We start from the raw sequence: 16,461 nt of genomic DNA on the forward strand, positions 1-16,461 counted from the left end.
TTCTTTCCCTCATTCACTTGAACGGGAACCCGCAAATTCACCGGTGTTTTATTTAAGTACGCCACAAGCTTGTCATTTTCCATACGCAAGACCTTATCTTTCGTAGTCACAATGACAGATTGACTCGCCTCGTCCCAAAAGATCGTCGGATCGATCTTCTCCTTAATAAAGTCAAACGGCAACAGGATCTGATCATTCAAAGTCAGATAAGAATCAGGATAAACCTGCCCCTGGTGAACGATTATATTCGTGCGACCTTCAAATGGCTTGACTTGTTCAGTTGACGGCTGCTTGCTCATATACCAGAATCCGAGAGCAAGTGACGCCACAAGCAGTACAAGCAATAGAATTAAACCAAAAACCGGTCTTTTTCTTCGTTTCATCCGGGGCGAACGATTCAACTCAAGCTCCACGTTCCATTCCCCTCCTTATCAATAAATGGTCATCTATTAATGATAAAACAGCAGCCACTTTTCCACAACCTTCTGAAAAGATTTACCATTTCAACAAAGAAAAAAGCCATTCCACCTCAATTCGTTGAGATAGAACGGCTTCTTATGTTCGTTTGAAAGCATCTGGATTAGTGAGCCTTTTTGCCCTGGCACTCTTCACAAATTCCGTGAAGCTCCATTCGATGGCCCGTGACCTTAAAGCCCGTATGTTTTTCTGCTTCCACTTCCACTGAAGTCAGATACGGATGGTGAAAGTCGTGAATCGCACCACAATCCGTACAGATGATATGGTAGTGTTCTTCAGCGGTGTTCGCATCAAAACGACTGGAAGCATCTCCATAGGTTAGTTCTCGCACCAACCCTGCATCTTTAAACACCCGTAAATTGTTGTAAATTGTTGCCACGCTCATATTAGGAAATTTACCTTCCAAGGCTTTGTAAATCTCATCTGCAGTCGGATGAGTCATGGATTCAAGGAGGTATGCTAATATGGCATGACGTTGGGGAGTCATTCGAACCCCAGTATTCTTCAGGATTTCCACTGCTTTTTCTACTCGCTGTGTCATACGTCATGCACCTCACTATCTATACTGGATATTCAAAAAACTCGCTTACCCTAGTCAAAAAAATAACAAAACTGTAAAAATTATCATCCACGAACAACAATCTTATTAGAATTGTTATAAATAAGTGTAAGACTATTTTACTTCAAATGTCAATTGTTTATGCTCTCTTTTTTATGTGAAAAACGTCTCGACGTTTTTACAGAAGTAGATGCCATGTGTGACGTGAGGTACCTTGTCATAAAAGTAGATGTGACTATTTGTGGTCAACACGTTTCTGTCCCCCCGACGTTTCAGTTTCCTGATGAGAGGGGATGAGAGGTGAAAACGGTCATGACCGTTTTGATTGCGCTTTGAAATGAGCACATTCAACACTTAATGGACACTCCGTACAATTGGGATTTCTTGCACTGCACATTCTGCGGCCATGCCAGATCAGCCAGTGATGTGCATCTGTCCACTTGTCCTTTGGAATTCGTTTCATCAACTGTTGTTCCGTCTCATCGACGTTTTCGCTTTGTGCCAATCCAAGTCGGTTTCCTACCCGAAATACATGTGTATCAACGGCAATCGCAGGAATTCCAAATGCATTGGACAACACGACATTGGCTGTCTTGCGCCCTACTCCTGGCAATGCTTCCAGTTCAGCGTGGGTTTGCGGCACTTCACCATTGTACTTTTCATAAAGAATACGACAGGTTTCCAATATATTTTTACTTTTATTTTTAAACAATCCCAGTCCTTTAATTTCCTCTTCCAATTCTGCTTGCGTGAGGTGCAAGTAATGATGCGGCTCATTATATTTCGTAAATAATGTAGCTGTTATTTCGTTTACTCGTTTATCTGTACACTGAGCCGACAAAATGGTAGCAATCAACAACTCAAAGGGAGTTGTATAGTTCAATTCGCAATGAGCATCAGGATACAGGCTCTGGAGCTGTTCCAGCATGAAATCTACATTAACCTTTTTCAGGCGTTTTTTTGGCTTTTTGGTTGTAGCAGGAACTGCCGCTTTCTTTTCTGAGTTTGAGGCCATCTATTTTACCCCTCCCTTAATCACTATTATACCTGTATCAAAAGTAACAACAATATTTTTGGCATGTTGCACATTTAATAATATCCGTTTTGCTATGCAATTTGATCTTACTAGAAAACCTGTCCACGTCAACCCTATGGAAAAAAGCAAAAAGAAGAGACCATCCAAATGATGACCTCTTCTTTTTTAAGATAACATTCGATGATGTTATTGATGCAGCGTTTGCTCTGACTCACCAGCTTTATGATTAATGTAGCGAGCAGCTACAAACAGGTAATCCGACAAGCGGTTCAGATATTTTATCGTCGTCGGGTTAATCGTCTCTGTCTCAGTGATTTCAACAGACTTTCTCTCAGCTCGACGCACGACTGTTCGGGCAATATGCATGGCCGCAGCAGCGGGATGTCCACCCGGCAAGATGAAATTCGTAAGTGGCGGCAAGTCTGCATCAAGAGTATCAATTTGACCTTCCAAATACTCTACATCTTCCTCAACTATCGGCCAGCCCACTTGCTTTCCTGTTGGTGTGGCTAATTCTGCCCCGATATGGAACAGTTTGGTTTGCACGATGTGAAATGCTTTGCGGAGCTCCTGCCACTCATCACCGCTTGGCAAGAAAGAAAGCGCCAATCCAATGGAAGAATTCGCTTCGTCACACGTGCCGTATGCATCCACCCGCGGTGAATGTTTTGAGACACGCTGACCATAGACGAGAGAAGTTTCCCCTTTATCTCCAGACTTTGTATAGATCTTCATCATGCATACCCCTTCCCACATGTCCTATTTCCCCGGAAATCGACAAACATCCCCTTACTGAGCCTCAGCTACCAAAATCAACTCCGTGCTTTTTTGATCAAAAGGAGCTTTTTCAAAGGAACCGTATCGTTGCACCACTTTAAATCCATTCAAGCGAAGCAGGTGATGCAGCTCTGAAGGGAAAATATAGCGGAGTGTAAAACGTCCAACAACCTTTTCCTGAACAATCCCGTCTGGACTGATTCGTTCATAGGTTCTAGTCACTTCCGACAATTGCTGGAAATGATCATAAATCGTGTAATCCCACATCGCCACTTGCTCACCTGATTCAAGCGGATACATTCCCCGCAAGGACATTTTCTCGCTTTCTTCATACAGATGATCGATCTTAGGCACAAAAACGTTCATAACCAGTTTGCCGCCAGGAAGCAAGTGCTGACGAATCCGTCCGAGCGCTTTCATTTGGTCCTGTATGTACAAAAGATGCAAAAATGAACGAAACGGGATCATGATCGTGGAAAATTTCTTCTGCAAATCGAATGTGCGCATATCGCCTTGGACAAAATTGATCTTGTCAACGACTCCAGCAACTTCCGCCTTGCGCTTTGCTCTTTCTAACATCTCAATGGACAAATCCAAACCAGTGACCGCTATCCCCTCCTGAGCTAACGGGATGGTAATGCGCCCCGTTCCGCAAGCGAGGTCAAGAACCTCACCTTGATTCCCACGAGCTACGTCCAGATAGAACGGAATATCACCTGTCACCCCACGCTGGGTAATATCATAATAATCGGCCCATTGATACATGTTGACTGCCATGTTGCGTTCCTCCTAGACGACCATCTCCGGTGATGTAATATAGGCAAGTACCAGTTTGGCCGTGTTTTCGAAAGCGTCCCGATGTGTACGTTCATGAGAATGAGAAGCATCGATACCTGGCCCAATCAAGCCATGCGCAATGTCATACCCTGCTCGAAGCGCAGCACTTGCATCCGATCCATAGAAAGGATAAATATCAACCTGATAATTCAAGCCATGTTCTTCTGCTAAACGTACAAAGTGCTTGCGCAACTCGTAATGATACGGGCCAGATGAATCTTTCGCACAAATAGAAACACAATATTCATCCGTTGTTTGCCCATCCCCGATTGCACCCATGTCAACAGCTACATACTCCACTACTTGCGAAGGAATATTCGAGTTTCCGCCATACCCGATTTCTTCATTATTACTAATTAGAAAATGGGTGGTGTATGGTAAAGTTGTCGCTGTATCCTTCAGATGTTGAATAATACCGAACAAAATGGCAACACTTGCCTTGTCATCCAGATGGCGGGACTTGATAAAACCACTCTCTGTAACAGTCACTCGTGGATCAAAGGAAACGAAGTCACCTACACGAATGCCCAGTGCAAGTACGTCTTCTTTGGAGGTTACCTTCTCATCGAGACGAACTTCCATCAGATTTTCTGTACGCTCCATCTTCTCTGCTTCACGTCCATATACATGAACTGAAGCTTTGGTCGTAAGAATCGTGCCTGTATAAATTCGTCCGTCCCCTGCTTCAATCTGGCAGTATTCACCCTCAACTGCATTCCAACTAAAACCGCCAATCAACGCCAGTTTCAGTCTGCCGCTAGGCTTGATCTCTTTGACCATCGCACCCAATGTATCTACGTGCGCTGTTAGCAAACGATGTTTCTCATCATCCGCTCCAGGAATAGTGGCGATGATTGCACCTTTTTTCGCACGAGTGAATTGTACTCCCAAGCGCTCGAGTTCCTGAGCAATCCAGCCCATAATTTTTTCCGTATTACCAGAAGGACTTGGTATGTTAGCCAGTGTACAAAACGTTTGAATCATCGTATCAATTGGTAATCGACTCATTGCAACTCTCCCTTTCGTTATTCATCGTATCTATTTCTGCTTGTGTTCTTTTATGTATTCGAGTATTTCCTGCACATGACCCTTTACCTTGACTTTCGGCCAAATCCGTGCAATCTTTCCTTCCTCATCAATCAGGAACGTGGCACGTTCAATCCCCATATACTCTCTGCCGTACATTTTTTTGAGCACCCAAACCCCGTACTCCTCCGCCACTTTGTGATCGGTATCTGCCAAGAGCGGGAAGGGCAGTTCATGCTTTAGCGTAAATCGATCATGCAACTTCACTTCATCAGGACTGATACCTATGACGACTGTGTTATATTTACCAAAATCCGAGTGAAAATCACGAAAATCGCACGCTTCTGTTGTACAACCAGGTGTTAAATCTTTAGGGTAGAAATACAGGACGACATTTTTTCCCCGCAAATCATGAAGTGAAATCGTCTGATGATTACTTGCTTCCAATGTAAAATCGGGTGCATCTTGTCCGATAGAGATCATCTGCTTCCCCTTCCTTACTGTAAGTAGAGTCTGTATTATTTTAACAAAAGAAATCATCCTATGAAAGAATCAAACCTTGTCCATTGCGCATCCTTCAATTAAGAGATACAATATAATAATGTAAATTAAAATTATAAAGAAATATTAAATGATGCTAGTAGAATCTGGACGGTGAAATCGTTAATGAGAGAGTTTTACGATGTGACAGACCCGGAAGCGCTTAAATGCCTGGCGATCCCTGAGCGTGTGAAAATCCTTGAATTGTTTGAAGATCTCGAACCACGTACAGCAAAACAAATTGCAACTGAGCTTGGTGAAAATGCTGCCCGCTTACATTACCATGTGAAAGAACTGGTTCGTGTGGGTTTGCTTGAACAAGTTGATACTCGTGTAAAAGGTTCGATTGTTGAAAAATATTACCAACCAATTGCCAAAGTGATCACGGTAAACCTGCGTGTCATGATTGAAGAGAATGCGCAGCAATTGGGCGATGTGATGTTCTCACCGATTCGCACTACTGAAAAAGACCTCATGCGTACACTGAATCACTTTGTTGCAAGTGATGTGGATATGCGTAAAGAATACCAGGATACGTTTGCCTATAATGTAACTGAAGTATTTTTGACTAAGGAAGAGCGCAATACCTTTGTTAGCGAATATAATGCGCTTATCCGTAAATACAAAGATCTTAAAAGTACGACCGACCGTCGTAAATTCAAGATTTTAAACATGCTCTTCCCTCTCTCCGCTCCAGATCCGACTGATGATGCTGATGAGCCATTCATTGATGCAGATGAACTGTAAATTAACAGTATAAACAAAAGGAGCATTCCGCTTGGATGCTCCTTTTATTCGTTTTATACACTCATCCGAAGACGTGGTGATAACTTCACATAAATCAGATAGGCAACAATGGCCACCGCAATACCCTTAATCATATTAAATGGAGCAATCCCTTTGATGATCAATGACCACAAGCTGCTCATTTGGAAGGTTTGAAGCAGGGCATCAACCGGCATGGAGTACAAAGCAGCATAAGCCGGAATCAAAACGAAGTAATTCGCAATCGACATGATCACTGTCATCAGTATAGTACCCACCGACAACCCCACTGCAAAGCCAAGTTTGTTGTTTATCATCCGTTGAATCATAATCGCTACGGAAATATAACTGGCTCCAGCAATAAAATTCGCAATTTCCCCAACTAACAAACCATCTGTATTTTTCAACAACAAATGCAATATATTCTTGATCAGTTCAATCATTATGCCCGCTACTGGACCAAACATCAGACCACCAATTAACCCTGGCAAGGTACTGAAATCAAGCTTCAAAAAGGTGGGGATCAATGGCAGCGGAAATTCAAGATACTGAAGAATGAAGGCAACCGCTGCAAAAAGCGGAATGGCTACCAACTTTCTCGTTTTTGCCAATTGACCTACATGTTGTGTTTGTTGCATGTGACCATCTCCTCTTATTGTTTTCCCTTCTTTTGAGGAATGGCAACAGTTTGACGCCACGACCTTCCGCCAACAAACAACAAGCCCCCGAAGCTAAGTAACTTCGAGGGCATCGCAGTAGCTAGACGAGACCTATGCAAAACGATACGAGAAACCAAAGACACTTCATAGAAATGAAGAGCCCCTTCGCTTCTGCCAGTCGCATAAGCAAACAAGCACGTGAACAAACGTACTGTCGTCATCCTTCTCCCATCCAGACTGTACTGTCGGCTCTGGATTCTCACCAGATCCTGCACTCTTACCCATCGAAAGGCTTGAGGCTCGCGGGCTTACACTTTTGTGATCACCGCCGGTCGGGAATTACACCCTGCCCTGAAGGAATATGTGATTTTCACGTGGCTATTATACTAGGAAAAGAACAACCTTGACAATACTATTCTTTCTCAAGCGTCAGGAACCCGCTCCACGATACTTTTTCACTCCCCAGTTCCAGATCATGATTCCCAGCGAAAAGAAGATAATCCCCATGACCGGAGTGAGCATCGTGTAGGTGTACCAGGTTTCTTTACGAAGAAAGTAGGCCGATGGATAAAAGCCTACGAACGCAAATGGCAGAATCCATTTCAGAATAAACTGGATCACATTGTTGTACACGTTGATTGGATAGCGTCCATAGTTTTGGATATTCCAGATCATCGGAGCGATTCCCGTTCTCGAGTCAGAAAAGAAACTGACAGCTGCAATCGCCGTATAGACACCTGCGTAGATGAAAACGGCACTGATCACCAAAACAATAAACACGAGAACATCGTACCAGACAAACTCCAGATCCAACTGAACAGCTGCATAACCCATAATAATCATCCCTGTAATGACACCGAATATCCGGTCAGGGGCAATCGATTCCAAACAAATCTGCACCAGATTATGTACTGGGCGGGTTAGCACCCGATCCATCTCTCCACGGATGATATATCGTTCGTTAAAGTCCCAGAACCCAAAAAACATCGTAAACAGAGCGTAGGGAATCAGGAAAAAACCGTAAATAAAAATAATCTCGTCACGAGTCCAGTCTTTCAATGTGGAGACGTGCTGGAATACAACCAGAATAAAAATCAGGTTAATCACTTCAAAGACAAGATTTGAAATCAACTCACCGACAAAATCCATCCGGTAGGTTAATCGTCCTTTAAAATACTGACTGAGATACTGACTAAATAACACATAGGTTTGTCTCATCAGATTACCCTCCTTGCACGACGAGCTTGTATCTCGCACGACGCCACAGAATTGTAATCGGCAACAACAGAAGAAGGACCCACATCACTTGCAGCCCGATCACTTCCCACGCTTTATCTGCACCAATCGCCCCTGCAAAAATCATACTGGGGTAATAGTTAATCGCCTGGAAAGGAAGAAAGTGCAGAATCGATTGTGCCCACAAAGGGAAAAAGCTGATCGGCAGGATTAATCCGGACAACAGGTCCGATACAACGCGCTTCGCCCGCATCATCCCTTCATTTTTCAGGAAGAAAAAGGTTAGCACACCTGTCAGTAAATTAATCTGTGTATTGATTACGAATGCCATCATCAAACTTAGCAAATAGATTCCCCACGTCTGTAGTGAGGACGGGAAATGAACCGGAATAAACAGGCTGACGAGAAAAATCCCCGGTGCGGCAAAAAACAGGAAACGAAAGATCCCTTCCCCCAATGCTTGCGCCGTCTTCACAGACAAATAGTTGTAAGGACGGATCATCTCGATGGCTACCTTTCCTTCCCTCACTTCCTGGGCGATCTCCTGGTCAATATTATTGAAATAAAAAGCTCGGGACATCCAGGCAATCGCAACGTAAGCCGTCATTTGAATCGAAGTCATTCCAGCCAAATTCTGTTGCTCGCCGTAAATAGCTCCCCACAAGAAGTAATAAGCGCCAATGTTGATCCCATAAATAATGATTCCACTGTAATAGTTTACTCGATAGGCCAACATCGTCAGGAAACGAATTCGTATTAGCTCTGCGTATAACTTACCCATAGCTCGCAACCCCATTATCCGTACTGTAAATGTTGCGAACGATATCCTCGGTGCTTGATTCCATAATTTTGACGTCACTTACTTCCAACGCCGTCATCACCGTAGAAAGAAGAAACGGAAGCATTTCCTGACTTCGCTTCAGCACAACTCGAATGGCATATTCATTCTCCACTTCCAGCTCACAGGGCAAATCAGTAAGAACAACACGCAGTTGATCGAGGGAAATCTTGCGTTTGAACTGAAAAACGACCTCTGTCCCTCCGCCCCACTTCTCCTTCAAGTCTGTGAGCTGCCCGTCAAAGATAAGTTTGCCTTGGTCCATTACAAGCACTCGTTTACAAAGCGCTTCAATATCTGACACATCATGCGTGGTAAGCAGAATGGTCATTTTCTCCGTTTCATTTAAGTTCTTGAGGAATTCACGAATCTTTTGTTTCACCAAAACATCCAGACCAACTGTCGGTTCATCCAAAAACAACAAGGCAGGCTTATGAATCAGTGAAGCTGCAATTTCACACCGCATCCGTTGACCCAAACTGAGCTTGCGTACCGGTTGATTGATAAATGAACCAATGTCCAACTCTTCAATTAAGCGGTCGAGCCACAGTTTACCCGCCGTCTCTTCCATTTGATACACATGACGAAGCAAACGGAACGACTCCATCGGCGATAAATCCCACCATAGTTGTGAGCGCTGACCAAATACAACCCCGATAGATTTCACGTATTTCTCCCGTTCCTTGAAAGGAACATAGCCGTTAATTTGAATCTCCCCATCTGATGGAGTCAAAATGCCCGTAAGCATTTTGATTGTCGTCGATTTCCCAGCCCCATTCTCACCAATCAAGGCAAACATTTCGCCAGGCTCTACATCAAACGAAACACCATCTACTGCTCGAACCGTTTTATATTCACGATTAAACAAGTCTCGAAATGCTCCTGCAAGACCCGATCTCGCCTGATGGATGCGGAATACTTTCTGCAATCCTTTCACATGGATCATGACTGCACGTCCTCACTATATAAAAATTAAGTAACTTTACACTTGTAAGTGTATATTAGTATCCCATATTTTTGCAAAGCCCAAAATGCAAAACTCCCACATCATCAGGTGTGTTATCATAAGATTTGACTGTTCATCGATTGTATCAACGCAAGCCAGTAAAGAAGAAAGAGAGGAATACATAATGAATCGCGAAAAATCTCAACAATTATTTGAACAAGCTACCGGAGTCATTGTCGGTGGAGTAAATAGCCCTTCCCGTTCATTCAAGGCAGTTGGCGGAGGCGCTCCGGTTGTCATGGAGAGAGCAAAAGGCGCTTATTTCTGGGATGTAGACGGAAACCGATATATCGATTATTTGGCTGCTTACGGCCCTATCATTACAGGGCATGCTCATCCGCACATTACACAAGCAATCACCCGAGCAGCAGAGAATGGCACCCTCTACGGCACACCTACTCCTTGGGAAATTGACTTTGCTCACATGATCCGGGAAGCGATTCCCTCGATGGAGCTGATTCGCTTCAACAACTCCGGGACGGAATCTGTCATGACCTGCATCCGTGTCGCCAGGGCCTATACAGGCAGAACCAAAATTATGAAGTTCGCCGGATGCTATCACGGACATTCTGACCTAGTACTCGTCGCAGCAGGCTCCGGCCCATCTACTTTAGGTATTCCCGATAGCGCAGGAATTCCCCAAAGTATTGCAAATGAAGTAATTACCATCCCATTCAACGATCCTGACGCCTTCACGGATGCGATCAGTAAATGGGGAAATGAAACAGCAGCCATTTTAGTAGAACCAATTGTCGGCAACTTCGGAATTGTAATGCCACAGCCGGGCTTTTTGGAGCATGTATCCAAACTGGCGAAGGAACATGGCACCTTAGTAATTTATGATGAAGTAATCACGGCATTCCGTTTCTGTTATGGCGGCGCACAAAATCTGCTTGGCATGGATCCCGATTTAACAGCGTTAGGCAAGATCATTGGCGGCGGACTTCCGATCGGCGCATACGGCGGTAAGCGGGAAATCATGGAACAGGTGGCTCCGCTGGGACCTGCGTATCAAGCAGGAACGATGGCTGGTAATCCTGCATCAATCTCGGCAGGAATCGCTTGCCTGGAGGTGCTGAAACAACCAGGTGTATATGAAGAATTGGATCGATTGGGCGGTATTCTGGAGAATGGAATCCGAGAGGCTGCGGACCGCCACCATATTACCATTCAAATTAACCGTGTAAAAGGAGCACTTGCCGTTTATTTCACGGATCAACCGGTGACGGATTATGAAGGGGCACAGAATGCAGATGGTGAACAATTTGCACGCTTCTTCCGTCTTCTGTTGGACGAAGGCATTTGCCTTGCACCATCCAAATACGAAGCATGGTTCGTCACAACTGCACACACCGAAGAGGACATCAGAGAAACCATCGCCGCAGTGGACCGTTCCTTTGCTAAATTAAACCGATAAGATCATTTCTGTTGTTGGACATACTACTTGTGACTTCGAAAACTCGGGCGGTGAACGCCTGTAATAGGAGGTACATATGTCCAAAGGCGAAAAGTCTTTTCCACAAGCTCCTGAAAAAACAATTCAAGACCCAAAAATGGGCTCAAAAATGATGGAGGTCACAGGTTTCCAGAAGCCCCGCCTGACCGAGCATCATAAACCACAGGAAAGCAAATGACCATCTGTGGAATAAACATGCAATCACAACTTGAACACCCTTCGCTTCATGAAGGGTGTTTTCTATTATTATCGCTTTATTTCCATTTATCGCTTTCACGTGATAACAAGCTACACGATGTATACCGTATTCATTTTATGGATAAAACGGAATTTTCATTCTCTTCTGCACATGTAGAAATAGCCGTACGTTCTTTTCAGTAAATATTGTTTTATCAACAAAATCCGAATGAAATTTTCATTTTTAAAAACAAAATTCGTCATTCGCCTATATTTCTCACGGAAGAGAATAAAATATTTTTCGCATAAAAACGCTTACATTCGTATAATTAACCACAAGCATTCTTGTTTAGCCCCTTTATTCATGTTATTCTTATGGTACTTTTACTGGAAAGGACTAAAGTGTGCGTCCAGTGGATCTTTCATGAAGGAGGTGGAGGGTCAGTCTATCTGACCAAACAATGGAGAGAAAAGAGAAAAGAGAAATCATTGAGCAATTCCAAGGTTATCAAGCGATTGAACATGATAGCTGTGGAATTATCTGTATCATCGAAAAATCGGGGAAGGCCTCTCGAAAGAACCTGGACGAAACCATCCGCTCCCTTATCCAAATGGAACACCGCTCCGGCTTTATTGATGGAGAAGGTGATGGTTGCGGATTGCTTACAGATATTCCACGTGTGCTGTGGAGCCAGTATCTGCACCAAGCAAATCTGGAGGCAGAACTTAGCTTTAGTTCCCGTTTTGCTGTTGCACATATATTCGTACCTCGCAAAGATCACGATGAATTGGCAGTAAAAGAAGGCATTCGCCAAATTTTTGCTAACCATCAATTGCACATCGTATTAGAACGTGTCGATCAGGTGCATTCCGAGGTTCTCGGCAAAAATGGTAAACTCGATGAGCCTTCCTTCTGGCAAATCGCTATCATTCCACAAGAGAATGCTCCTTTTGCCGAAGGTGCCGCCTATGCTGCCCGATTATTTGAAGCTCACGTAGCGATCGAGGAACAATACAATGTTCATGTCGCTTCCCTGAGCCCTTATTCTGCCGCTTATAAAGTGATGGGCGCTGCCAATATCCTGCCCAAGTACTTCGCCGATCTGAATCACGCTGATTTTGCTACAAGCGTAACCATTGGTCATAATCGTTATTCAACAAATACACTGTCTAACTTTTTCCGTGTCCAACCATTCTCCCTGTTAGGACATAACGGTGAAATCAACACCATCAGCAAGCTGGAAGAAGAAGCTGAAATGCTTGGTGTTCCACTGGTTGTGGGCGGAAGTGATTCCCAAAATCTAAACAGAACAATCGAAACATTCATTCATCGATATCGATTTAGTTTATTTGAAGCATTGGAGGTCGTTTTCCCTCCTATTCACCATGAGATGAAAGGCTTCTCTCAGGATCTTCAGGATTTGTACGTGACCTTGCGCCAAGCTTGGGGGCACTTTGCACAAGGGCCTGCCGGGATCGTTTCTCGCTATGGTCATGAGTGCGTATTTAGCGTGGATTCACTTGGTTTGCGCCCGCTCTGGATGGTGGAGAGCGAAACTTCCTTTTACTTCTCTTCTGAACAAGGGGTCATAAACGTTCGGGACATGGTCAGAGAACCGAAATCAATTGCACCTGGTGAAAAAGTAGGGATCACTCTATTGCCAAATGAAGGAATTGAAGTCGTTTATCATCATGACCTCCAACAAAAAGTATTAGAGCGTTTCCGTGAAAAAGCAGAATTCAGCGGAAGCCGTTCTCATCTCTACTTTGATTACAAAGCAGAATCGTGCACTGCTGAACCTGATATGCCGGAACCAACTTCTGCGGTATTCAGCGCCTTCGGTTGGGATCGTGAACAAATTCAATTAATTGAACAGATCGCCTCCAATGGCGTGGAACCAATCCGCTCGCTCGGGCATGACGGTCCACTTGCTGCGCTCTCCAAAGAACGTCAAAATATCGCTGACTTCATCAAGGAAAGCGTAGCCGTCGTAACCAATCCAGCCATTGACCGTGAGCGGGAGATCGAACATTTCTCTACTCGTGTCATCATTGGTCCACGTGCGGAATTTTCATCAAAACAAGTTTCCGGCAAACGCATTGAATTGCCTTCGCCTCTTTTATTCGAGGGACAATCACTTCAGCAGCTTGCTCAGGATCAAGGAACATACACACTGGAACAACTGGTGATGACCTTTAACGACAACCCTTCTAGCGTCGTCATCCTGTCAACCCATTTTGCTGAAGAAGAAGGGCTCGCAGCAGGTCTCGAACGGATTGCACAAGAAGCTGTGCAAGCGGCTAAAAATGGTGCTGCACTGCTTTTGCTGGACGACACGCAAGCACATAGAGACGGTCATTGCTGGATTGATCCATTGCTTGTGACCGCAAAAATTGATAAAGCATTGAAAACGAGTGAGACAACGGACGGGTCGAATCTGCGCCGTAAGTGCAGCATTATCGTTCGCTCCGGGGCAATCCGCTCGCTCCATGATATCTGTTTGCTGCTCGGATCAGGTGCGGACGCACTCTCTCCTTACGTCCTGTTTGCACTTGGATACGCCAAGGGACAAACAAAATCGGTAGCAAACCTGTACACGACGCTGACTAAAGGCATCGAGAAAGTCATTTCTACCATTGGTATCCATGAATTGCGGGGCTATGGTCGTTTGTTCTCTTCAATCGGGCTTCATAAAGACGTAGCCAACGTATTGTCTATCGTAAACTTCTGCGGCTCAGAACAGGCTGGCACATCGTTTAGTGATTTGGAAGCAGACAGCAAACAGCGTGCCCTTGATTTTGCCAATGAAGGCGCTCGTGAAAGCAAAACATTTCATATCTTCCCACGTCTGTGGAAGCTGATCGGGCAAATTGCTGCTGGTGAAATTCCTTATGCAGACTATGCGTTAAAACTGGACGAAACCGAACGTGAAAATCCGATTGCGATTCGTCATTTGACAGACATTCAATTCGAAGGAAGTACTCCGATCGAGCCAGAAGCGGTAAACATCGGGGTTGGCGATCATTCGCTGCCGTTTATCATTTCTTCCATGTCATTCGGATCGCAAAACGAAACCGCCTTCCGTGCCTATGCGGAAGCAGCCGATCAACTGAACATGATCAGCATGAACGGTGAAGGCGGCGAAATCAAAGACATGTTGGGCAAATATCCGCGTACACGGGGAATTCAGGTGGCGTCCGGACGTTTCGGGGTCAATATTGAATTGGCTAACTCTTCATACCTGTTGGAAATCAAGATTGGTCAAGGAGCAAAACCGGGCGAAGGCGGCCATTTGCCTGCTTCCAAAGTTACCGAGAAAATTGCAGCGGCACGTAACGCAACAGTGGGCTCAGATTTGATCTCACCTTCCAACAATCACGATATTTACTCCATCGAAGACCTTGCTCAAATGATCACTGAATTAAAAACAGCAAACGCACAGGCAAAAGTGTGTGTAAAGGTTCCTATCGTTCCCAACATCGGTACCATTGCGGTGGGCGTAGCCAAAGCAGGTGCGGACTACATTACCCTGTCAGGTTTTGATGGTGGTACTGGTGCTGCTCGTGTCCATGCTCTGCAACACGTCGGACTCCCTGCTGAAATCGGTGTGAAAGCTGCACACAACGCCCTTCTTGAAGCAGGATTACGTGACCAGGTGGAAATCTGGGCAGACGGCGGTGTGAAAAGTGCTGCAGACGTAATGAAGCTGATGCTTCTCGGTGCTAACCGTATCGGATTCGGTACACTGGCAATGATTGCTGTTGGTTGTACTACGTGCCGTGGTTGTCACCTTGATACATGTCACGTCGGGATTGCTACGCAAATTGACTCGATGGAAGAAGCTCACGAGAAAGGGCTCCGCCGCTTCGTGCCTCGTCAGCTTGACCTTGCTATTAACGGGTTAAAACGATTCTTTACTTTATTCGGTGAGGAAGTACGCAGTATTACGGCTGAACTAGGATTTTCAAATACTCAAGATCTGGTTGGCCGTTCTGACTTATTAGTGCAGGCTCGTGGCTTGAACCAAATGGATCTCGCCGCATTGCTGGCTGTGCATCCACTATCCTCACAAGTAACGTTTGCCAATCAATCTTCCAAAGGAACGCTGGTTCCTGTCGCTGTTGGCGGGGTTGCCGAAGAAGCTGACGCCAACTATTTCAATGCTGCAGGACCGATTCGAGTGACATTTAACGGCATTCTCTCTGGCGAGCGTGTTCTCGGCAGCCGCTGGTCAGGTGCTCGGGTGGAAAAACACCTGGATGGAAGCTATGTCAACTTGCCGGAAGTAAATCTGAATTTCACCTCAGGCAGTGTCCCTGGTAACGGTTTGGCTGCTTACAATGCACAAGGGGTCAATATTCGAGTCCAAGGCGGAGGCCAGGATGGTGTCGGTAAAACCGGATTCGGTGGTCGTGTTGCGATCCTGAAAGAAAAAGGTAAATATGGCGCTTATATCAATGGTTCAGTAGGAAAAAGCTTCTGCTACGGCGCTCAAAAAGGGCTATTTATCGTGCAGGGTAACGCAGATTCCCGTGCTTGCATCCGTCTCTCCGGTGCAGATGTTGTGTTCGGCGGCGAGTTGCAAGGCCCCATCCGGGATGATCTTGGCGGGATTGGTGCCCGTGCGAATATCAAAGGCTTTGCCTTCGAATATATGACAAATGGTCGGGCTGTTGTATTGGGTGACCCAGGTCCATGGATTTGTGCAGGTATGACTGGTGGTTCCGTATACGTACGCATCCAGCCAGAGCTGGGCTTTGACAAAGCAGCGTTGCAACGTCGGATTGCGAAAGGTGCCAAAGTATTCCTCTACAATCTCGATAACAAAGGAGTTGCCGATGTTCAGGAACTCCTGACAGCGTATAAGGAAGAGTTGCTTGCTACTGAGCAATACGAAACTGCTGCTCGCATCCAAAGTCTCATTGAGAATGCGGCTCAGAACTTCCTGGTGATTTCTCCACGCAAAGAACAGGCAGACCCTTCTGTATCTACTGAATAAGGCATTGCCTTTGAACCTCCATTTTTTGGAGGTTCTTTTTTGCAACTTATTTGCCGACAAAGTCGAAACTTC

General features: G+C 45.0%; 16 protein-coding genes and 1 riboswitch. Of the genes, 4 read left to right on the forward strand and 12 right to left on the reverse strand.

The features are described from left to right. The 7 genes from ACPW7N_RS10015 to bcp all read right to left on the reverse strand — a co-directional run. On the reverse strand, positions 1-413 hold a 413-nt coding region (locus ACPW7N_RS10015), incomplete at its 3' end, for a stalk domain-containing protein (RefSeq protein ID WP_425650926.1). Positions 414-580: 167 nt separating this feature from the next. Then, complete coding sequence (gene perR, locus ACPW7N_RS10020; protein WP_425650927.1) at positions 581-1,018, reverse strand: peroxide-responsive transcriptional repressor PerR; 438 nt, start codon at positions 1,016-1,018, stop codon at positions 581-583. Positions 1,019-1,346: 328 nt separating this feature from the next. Beyond that, positions 1,347-1,964: an endonuclease III gene (gene nth, locus ACPW7N_RS10025; protein ID WP_425651073.1), complete on the reverse strand. Its 618-nt coding sequence runs from the start codon at positions 1,962-1,964 to the stop codon at positions 1,347-1,349. Positions 1,965-2,258: 294 nt separating this feature from the next. Then, the gene (locus ACPW7N_RS10030; protein ID WP_425651074.1) at positions 2,259-2,807 is read right to left on the reverse strand and encodes a cob(I)yrinic acid a,c-diamide adenosyltransferase; all 549 of its coding nucleotides are present in this window, start codon (positions 2,805-2,807) and stop codon (positions 2,259-2,261) included. A 54-nt stretch (positions 2,808-2,861) separates the two neighbouring features. Beyond that, entirely contained in the window at positions 2,862-3,626 is a 765-nt protein-coding gene (locus ACPW7N_RS10035) for a class I SAM-dependent methyltransferase (protein WP_425650928.1), read from the reverse strand. 12 nt (positions 3,627-3,638) lie between these two features. Next, positions 3,639-4,694 carry a M42 family metallopeptidase gene (locus tag ACPW7N_RS10040; RefSeq protein WP_425650929.1) on the reverse strand — a complete coding sequence of 352 codons (1,056 nt, stop codon included), beginning with the start codon at positions 4,692-4,694 and terminating at the stop codon, positions 3,639-3,641. Positions 4,695-4,724: 30 nt separating this feature from the next. Continuing rightward, a complete protein-coding gene (bcp, locus tag ACPW7N_RS10045) occupies positions 4,725-5,195 on the reverse strand; it encodes a thioredoxin-dependent thiol peroxidase (RefSeq protein WP_425650930.1) in 471 nt (156 codons plus the stop codon). Positions 5,196-5,378: 183 nt separating this feature from the next. On the opposite strand from bcp, the gene ACPW7N_RS10050 reads away from it, so the two are divergent. Next, positions 5,379-5,999: a helix-turn-helix domain-containing protein gene (locus ACPW7N_RS10050; RefSeq protein ID WP_425650931.1), complete on the forward strand. Its 621-nt coding sequence runs from the start codon at positions 5,379-5,381 to the stop codon at positions 5,997-5,999. A gap of 53 nt (positions 6,000-6,052) precedes the next feature. On the opposite strand, the gene ACPW7N_RS10055 is transcribed toward ACPW7N_RS10050, so the two are convergent. From ACPW7N_RS10055 to ACPW7N_RS10075, 5 genes are all read right to left on the reverse strand, one after another. Next, positions 6,053-6,655 carry an ECF transporter S component gene (locus ACPW7N_RS10055; protein WP_425650932.1) on the reverse strand — a complete coding sequence of 201 codons (603 nt, stop codon included), beginning with the start codon at positions 6,653-6,655 and terminating at the stop codon, positions 6,053-6,055. A gap of 14 nt (positions 6,656-6,669) precedes the next feature. Then, complete coding sequence (locus ACPW7N_RS10060; RefSeq protein WP_425650933.1) at positions 6,670-6,897, reverse strand: hypothetical protein; 228 nt, start codon at positions 6,895-6,897, stop codon at positions 6,670-6,672. Next, a riboswitch (FMN riboswitch) is annotated at positions 6,893-7,039 on the reverse strand. It overlaps the preceding gene by 5 nt. A 66-nt stretch (positions 7,040-7,105) precedes the next feature. Then, on the reverse strand, positions 7,106-7,894 hold the full coding sequence (locus ACPW7N_RS10065) for an ABC transporter permease (protein WP_425650934.1): 789 nt from the start codon (positions 7,892-7,894) through the stop codon (positions 7,106-7,108). Between the two features lie 4 nt (positions 7,895-7,898). Then, the gene (locus ACPW7N_RS10070) at positions 7,899-8,693 is read right to left on the reverse strand and encodes an ABC transporter permease (protein ID WP_425650935.1); all 795 of its coding nucleotides are present in this window, start codon (positions 8,691-8,693) and stop codon (positions 7,899-7,901) included. After that, positions 8,686-9,696, reverse strand: a complete 1,011-nt coding sequence (locus ACPW7N_RS10075) for an ABC transporter ATP-binding protein (protein WP_425650936.1) — start codon at positions 9,694-9,696, stop codon at positions 8,686-8,688. Before ACPW7N_RS10075 ends, ACPW7N_RS10070 begins: the two co-directional genes overlap by 8 nt. 184 nt (positions 9,697-9,880) lie before the next feature. On the opposite strand from ACPW7N_RS10075, the gene ACPW7N_RS10080 reads away from it, so the two are divergent. From ACPW7N_RS10080 to ACPW7N_RS10090, 3 genes are all read left to right on the forward strand, one after another. Then, the gene (locus ACPW7N_RS10080; protein WP_425650937.1) at positions 9,881-11,173 is read left to right on the forward strand and encodes a glutamate-1-semialdehyde 2,1-aminomutase; all 1,293 of its coding nucleotides are present in this window, start codon (positions 9,881-9,883) and stop codon (positions 11,171-11,173) included. A 76-nt stretch (positions 11,174-11,249) separates the two neighbouring features. Further along, a complete protein-coding gene (locus tag ACPW7N_RS10085; protein ID WP_425650938.1) occupies positions 11,250-11,390 on the forward strand; it encodes a hypothetical protein in 141 nt (46 codons plus the stop codon). 460 nt (positions 11,391-11,850) lie between these two features. Then, on the forward strand, positions 11,851-16,389 hold the full coding sequence (locus ACPW7N_RS10090; protein ID WP_425650939.1) for a glutamate synthase-related protein: 4,539 nt from the start codon (positions 11,851-11,853) through the stop codon (positions 16,387-16,389). Positions 16,390-16,461 lie beyond the last annotated feature (72 nt).

This window comes from Brevibacillus nigriterrae, assembly GCF_049846925.1.
Lineage (GTDB): Bacteria > Bacillota > Bacilli > Brevibacillales > Brevibacillaceae > Brevibacillus_H.

Bases quoted from the DNA above. Each gene is read 5' to 3' on its own strand.
- perR (WP_425650927.1), bottom strand. From the start codon at position 1,018: ATGACACAGCGAGTAGAAAAAGCAGTGGAAATCCTGAAGAATACTGGG.
- nth (WP_425651073.1), bottom strand. From the start codon at position 1,964: ATGCTGGAACAGCTCCAGAGCCTGTATCCTGATGCTCATTGCGAATTG.
- ACPW7N_RS10030 (WP_425651074.1), bottom strand. From the start codon at position 2,807: ATGAAGATCTATACAAAGTCTGGAGATAAAGGGGAAACTTCTCTCGTC.
- ACPW7N_RS10035 (WP_425650928.1), bottom strand. From the start codon at position 3,626: ATGGCAGTCAACATGTATCAATGGGCCGATTATTATGATATTACCCAG.
- ACPW7N_RS10040 (WP_425650929.1), bottom strand. From the start codon at position 4,694: ATGAGTCGATTACCAATTGATACGATGATTCAAACGTTTTGTACACTG.
- bcp (WP_425650930.1), bottom strand. From the start codon at position 5,195: ATGATCTCTATCGGACAAGATGCACCCGATTTTACATTGGAAGCAAGT.
- ACPW7N_RS10050 (WP_425650931.1), top strand. From the start codon at position 5,379: ATGAGAGAGTTTTACGATGTGACAGACCCGGAAGCGCTTAAATGCCTG.
- ACPW7N_RS10055 (WP_425650932.1), bottom strand. From the start codon at position 6,655: ATGCAACAAACACAACATGTAGGTCAATTGGCAAAAACGAGAAAGTTG.
- ACPW7N_RS10060 (WP_425650933.1), bottom strand. From the start codon at position 6,897: ATGACGACAGTACGTTTGTTCACGTGCTTGTTTGCTTATGCGACTGGC.
- ACPW7N_RS10065 (WP_425650934.1), bottom strand. From the start codon at position 7,894: ATGAGACAAACCTATGTGTTATTTAGTCAGTATCTCAGTCAGTATTTT.
- ACPW7N_RS10070 (WP_425650935.1), bottom strand. From the start codon at position 8,693: ATGGGTAAGTTATACGCAGAGCTAATACGAATTCGTTTCCTGACGATG.
- ACPW7N_RS10075 (WP_425650936.1), bottom strand. From the start codon at position 9,696: ATGATCCATGTGAAAGGATTGCAGAAAGTATTCCGCATCCATCAGGCG.
- ACPW7N_RS10080 (WP_425650937.1), top strand. From the start codon at position 9,881: ATGAATCGCGAAAAATCTCAACAATTATTTGAACAAGCTACCGGAGTC.
- ACPW7N_RS10085 (WP_425650938.1), top strand. From the start codon at position 11,250: ATGTCCAAAGGCGAAAAGTCTTTTCCACAAGCTCCTGAAAAAACAATT.
- ACPW7N_RS10090 (WP_425650939.1), top strand. From the start codon at position 11,851: ATGGAGAGAAAAGAGAAAAGAGAAATCATTGAGCAATTCCAAGGTTAT.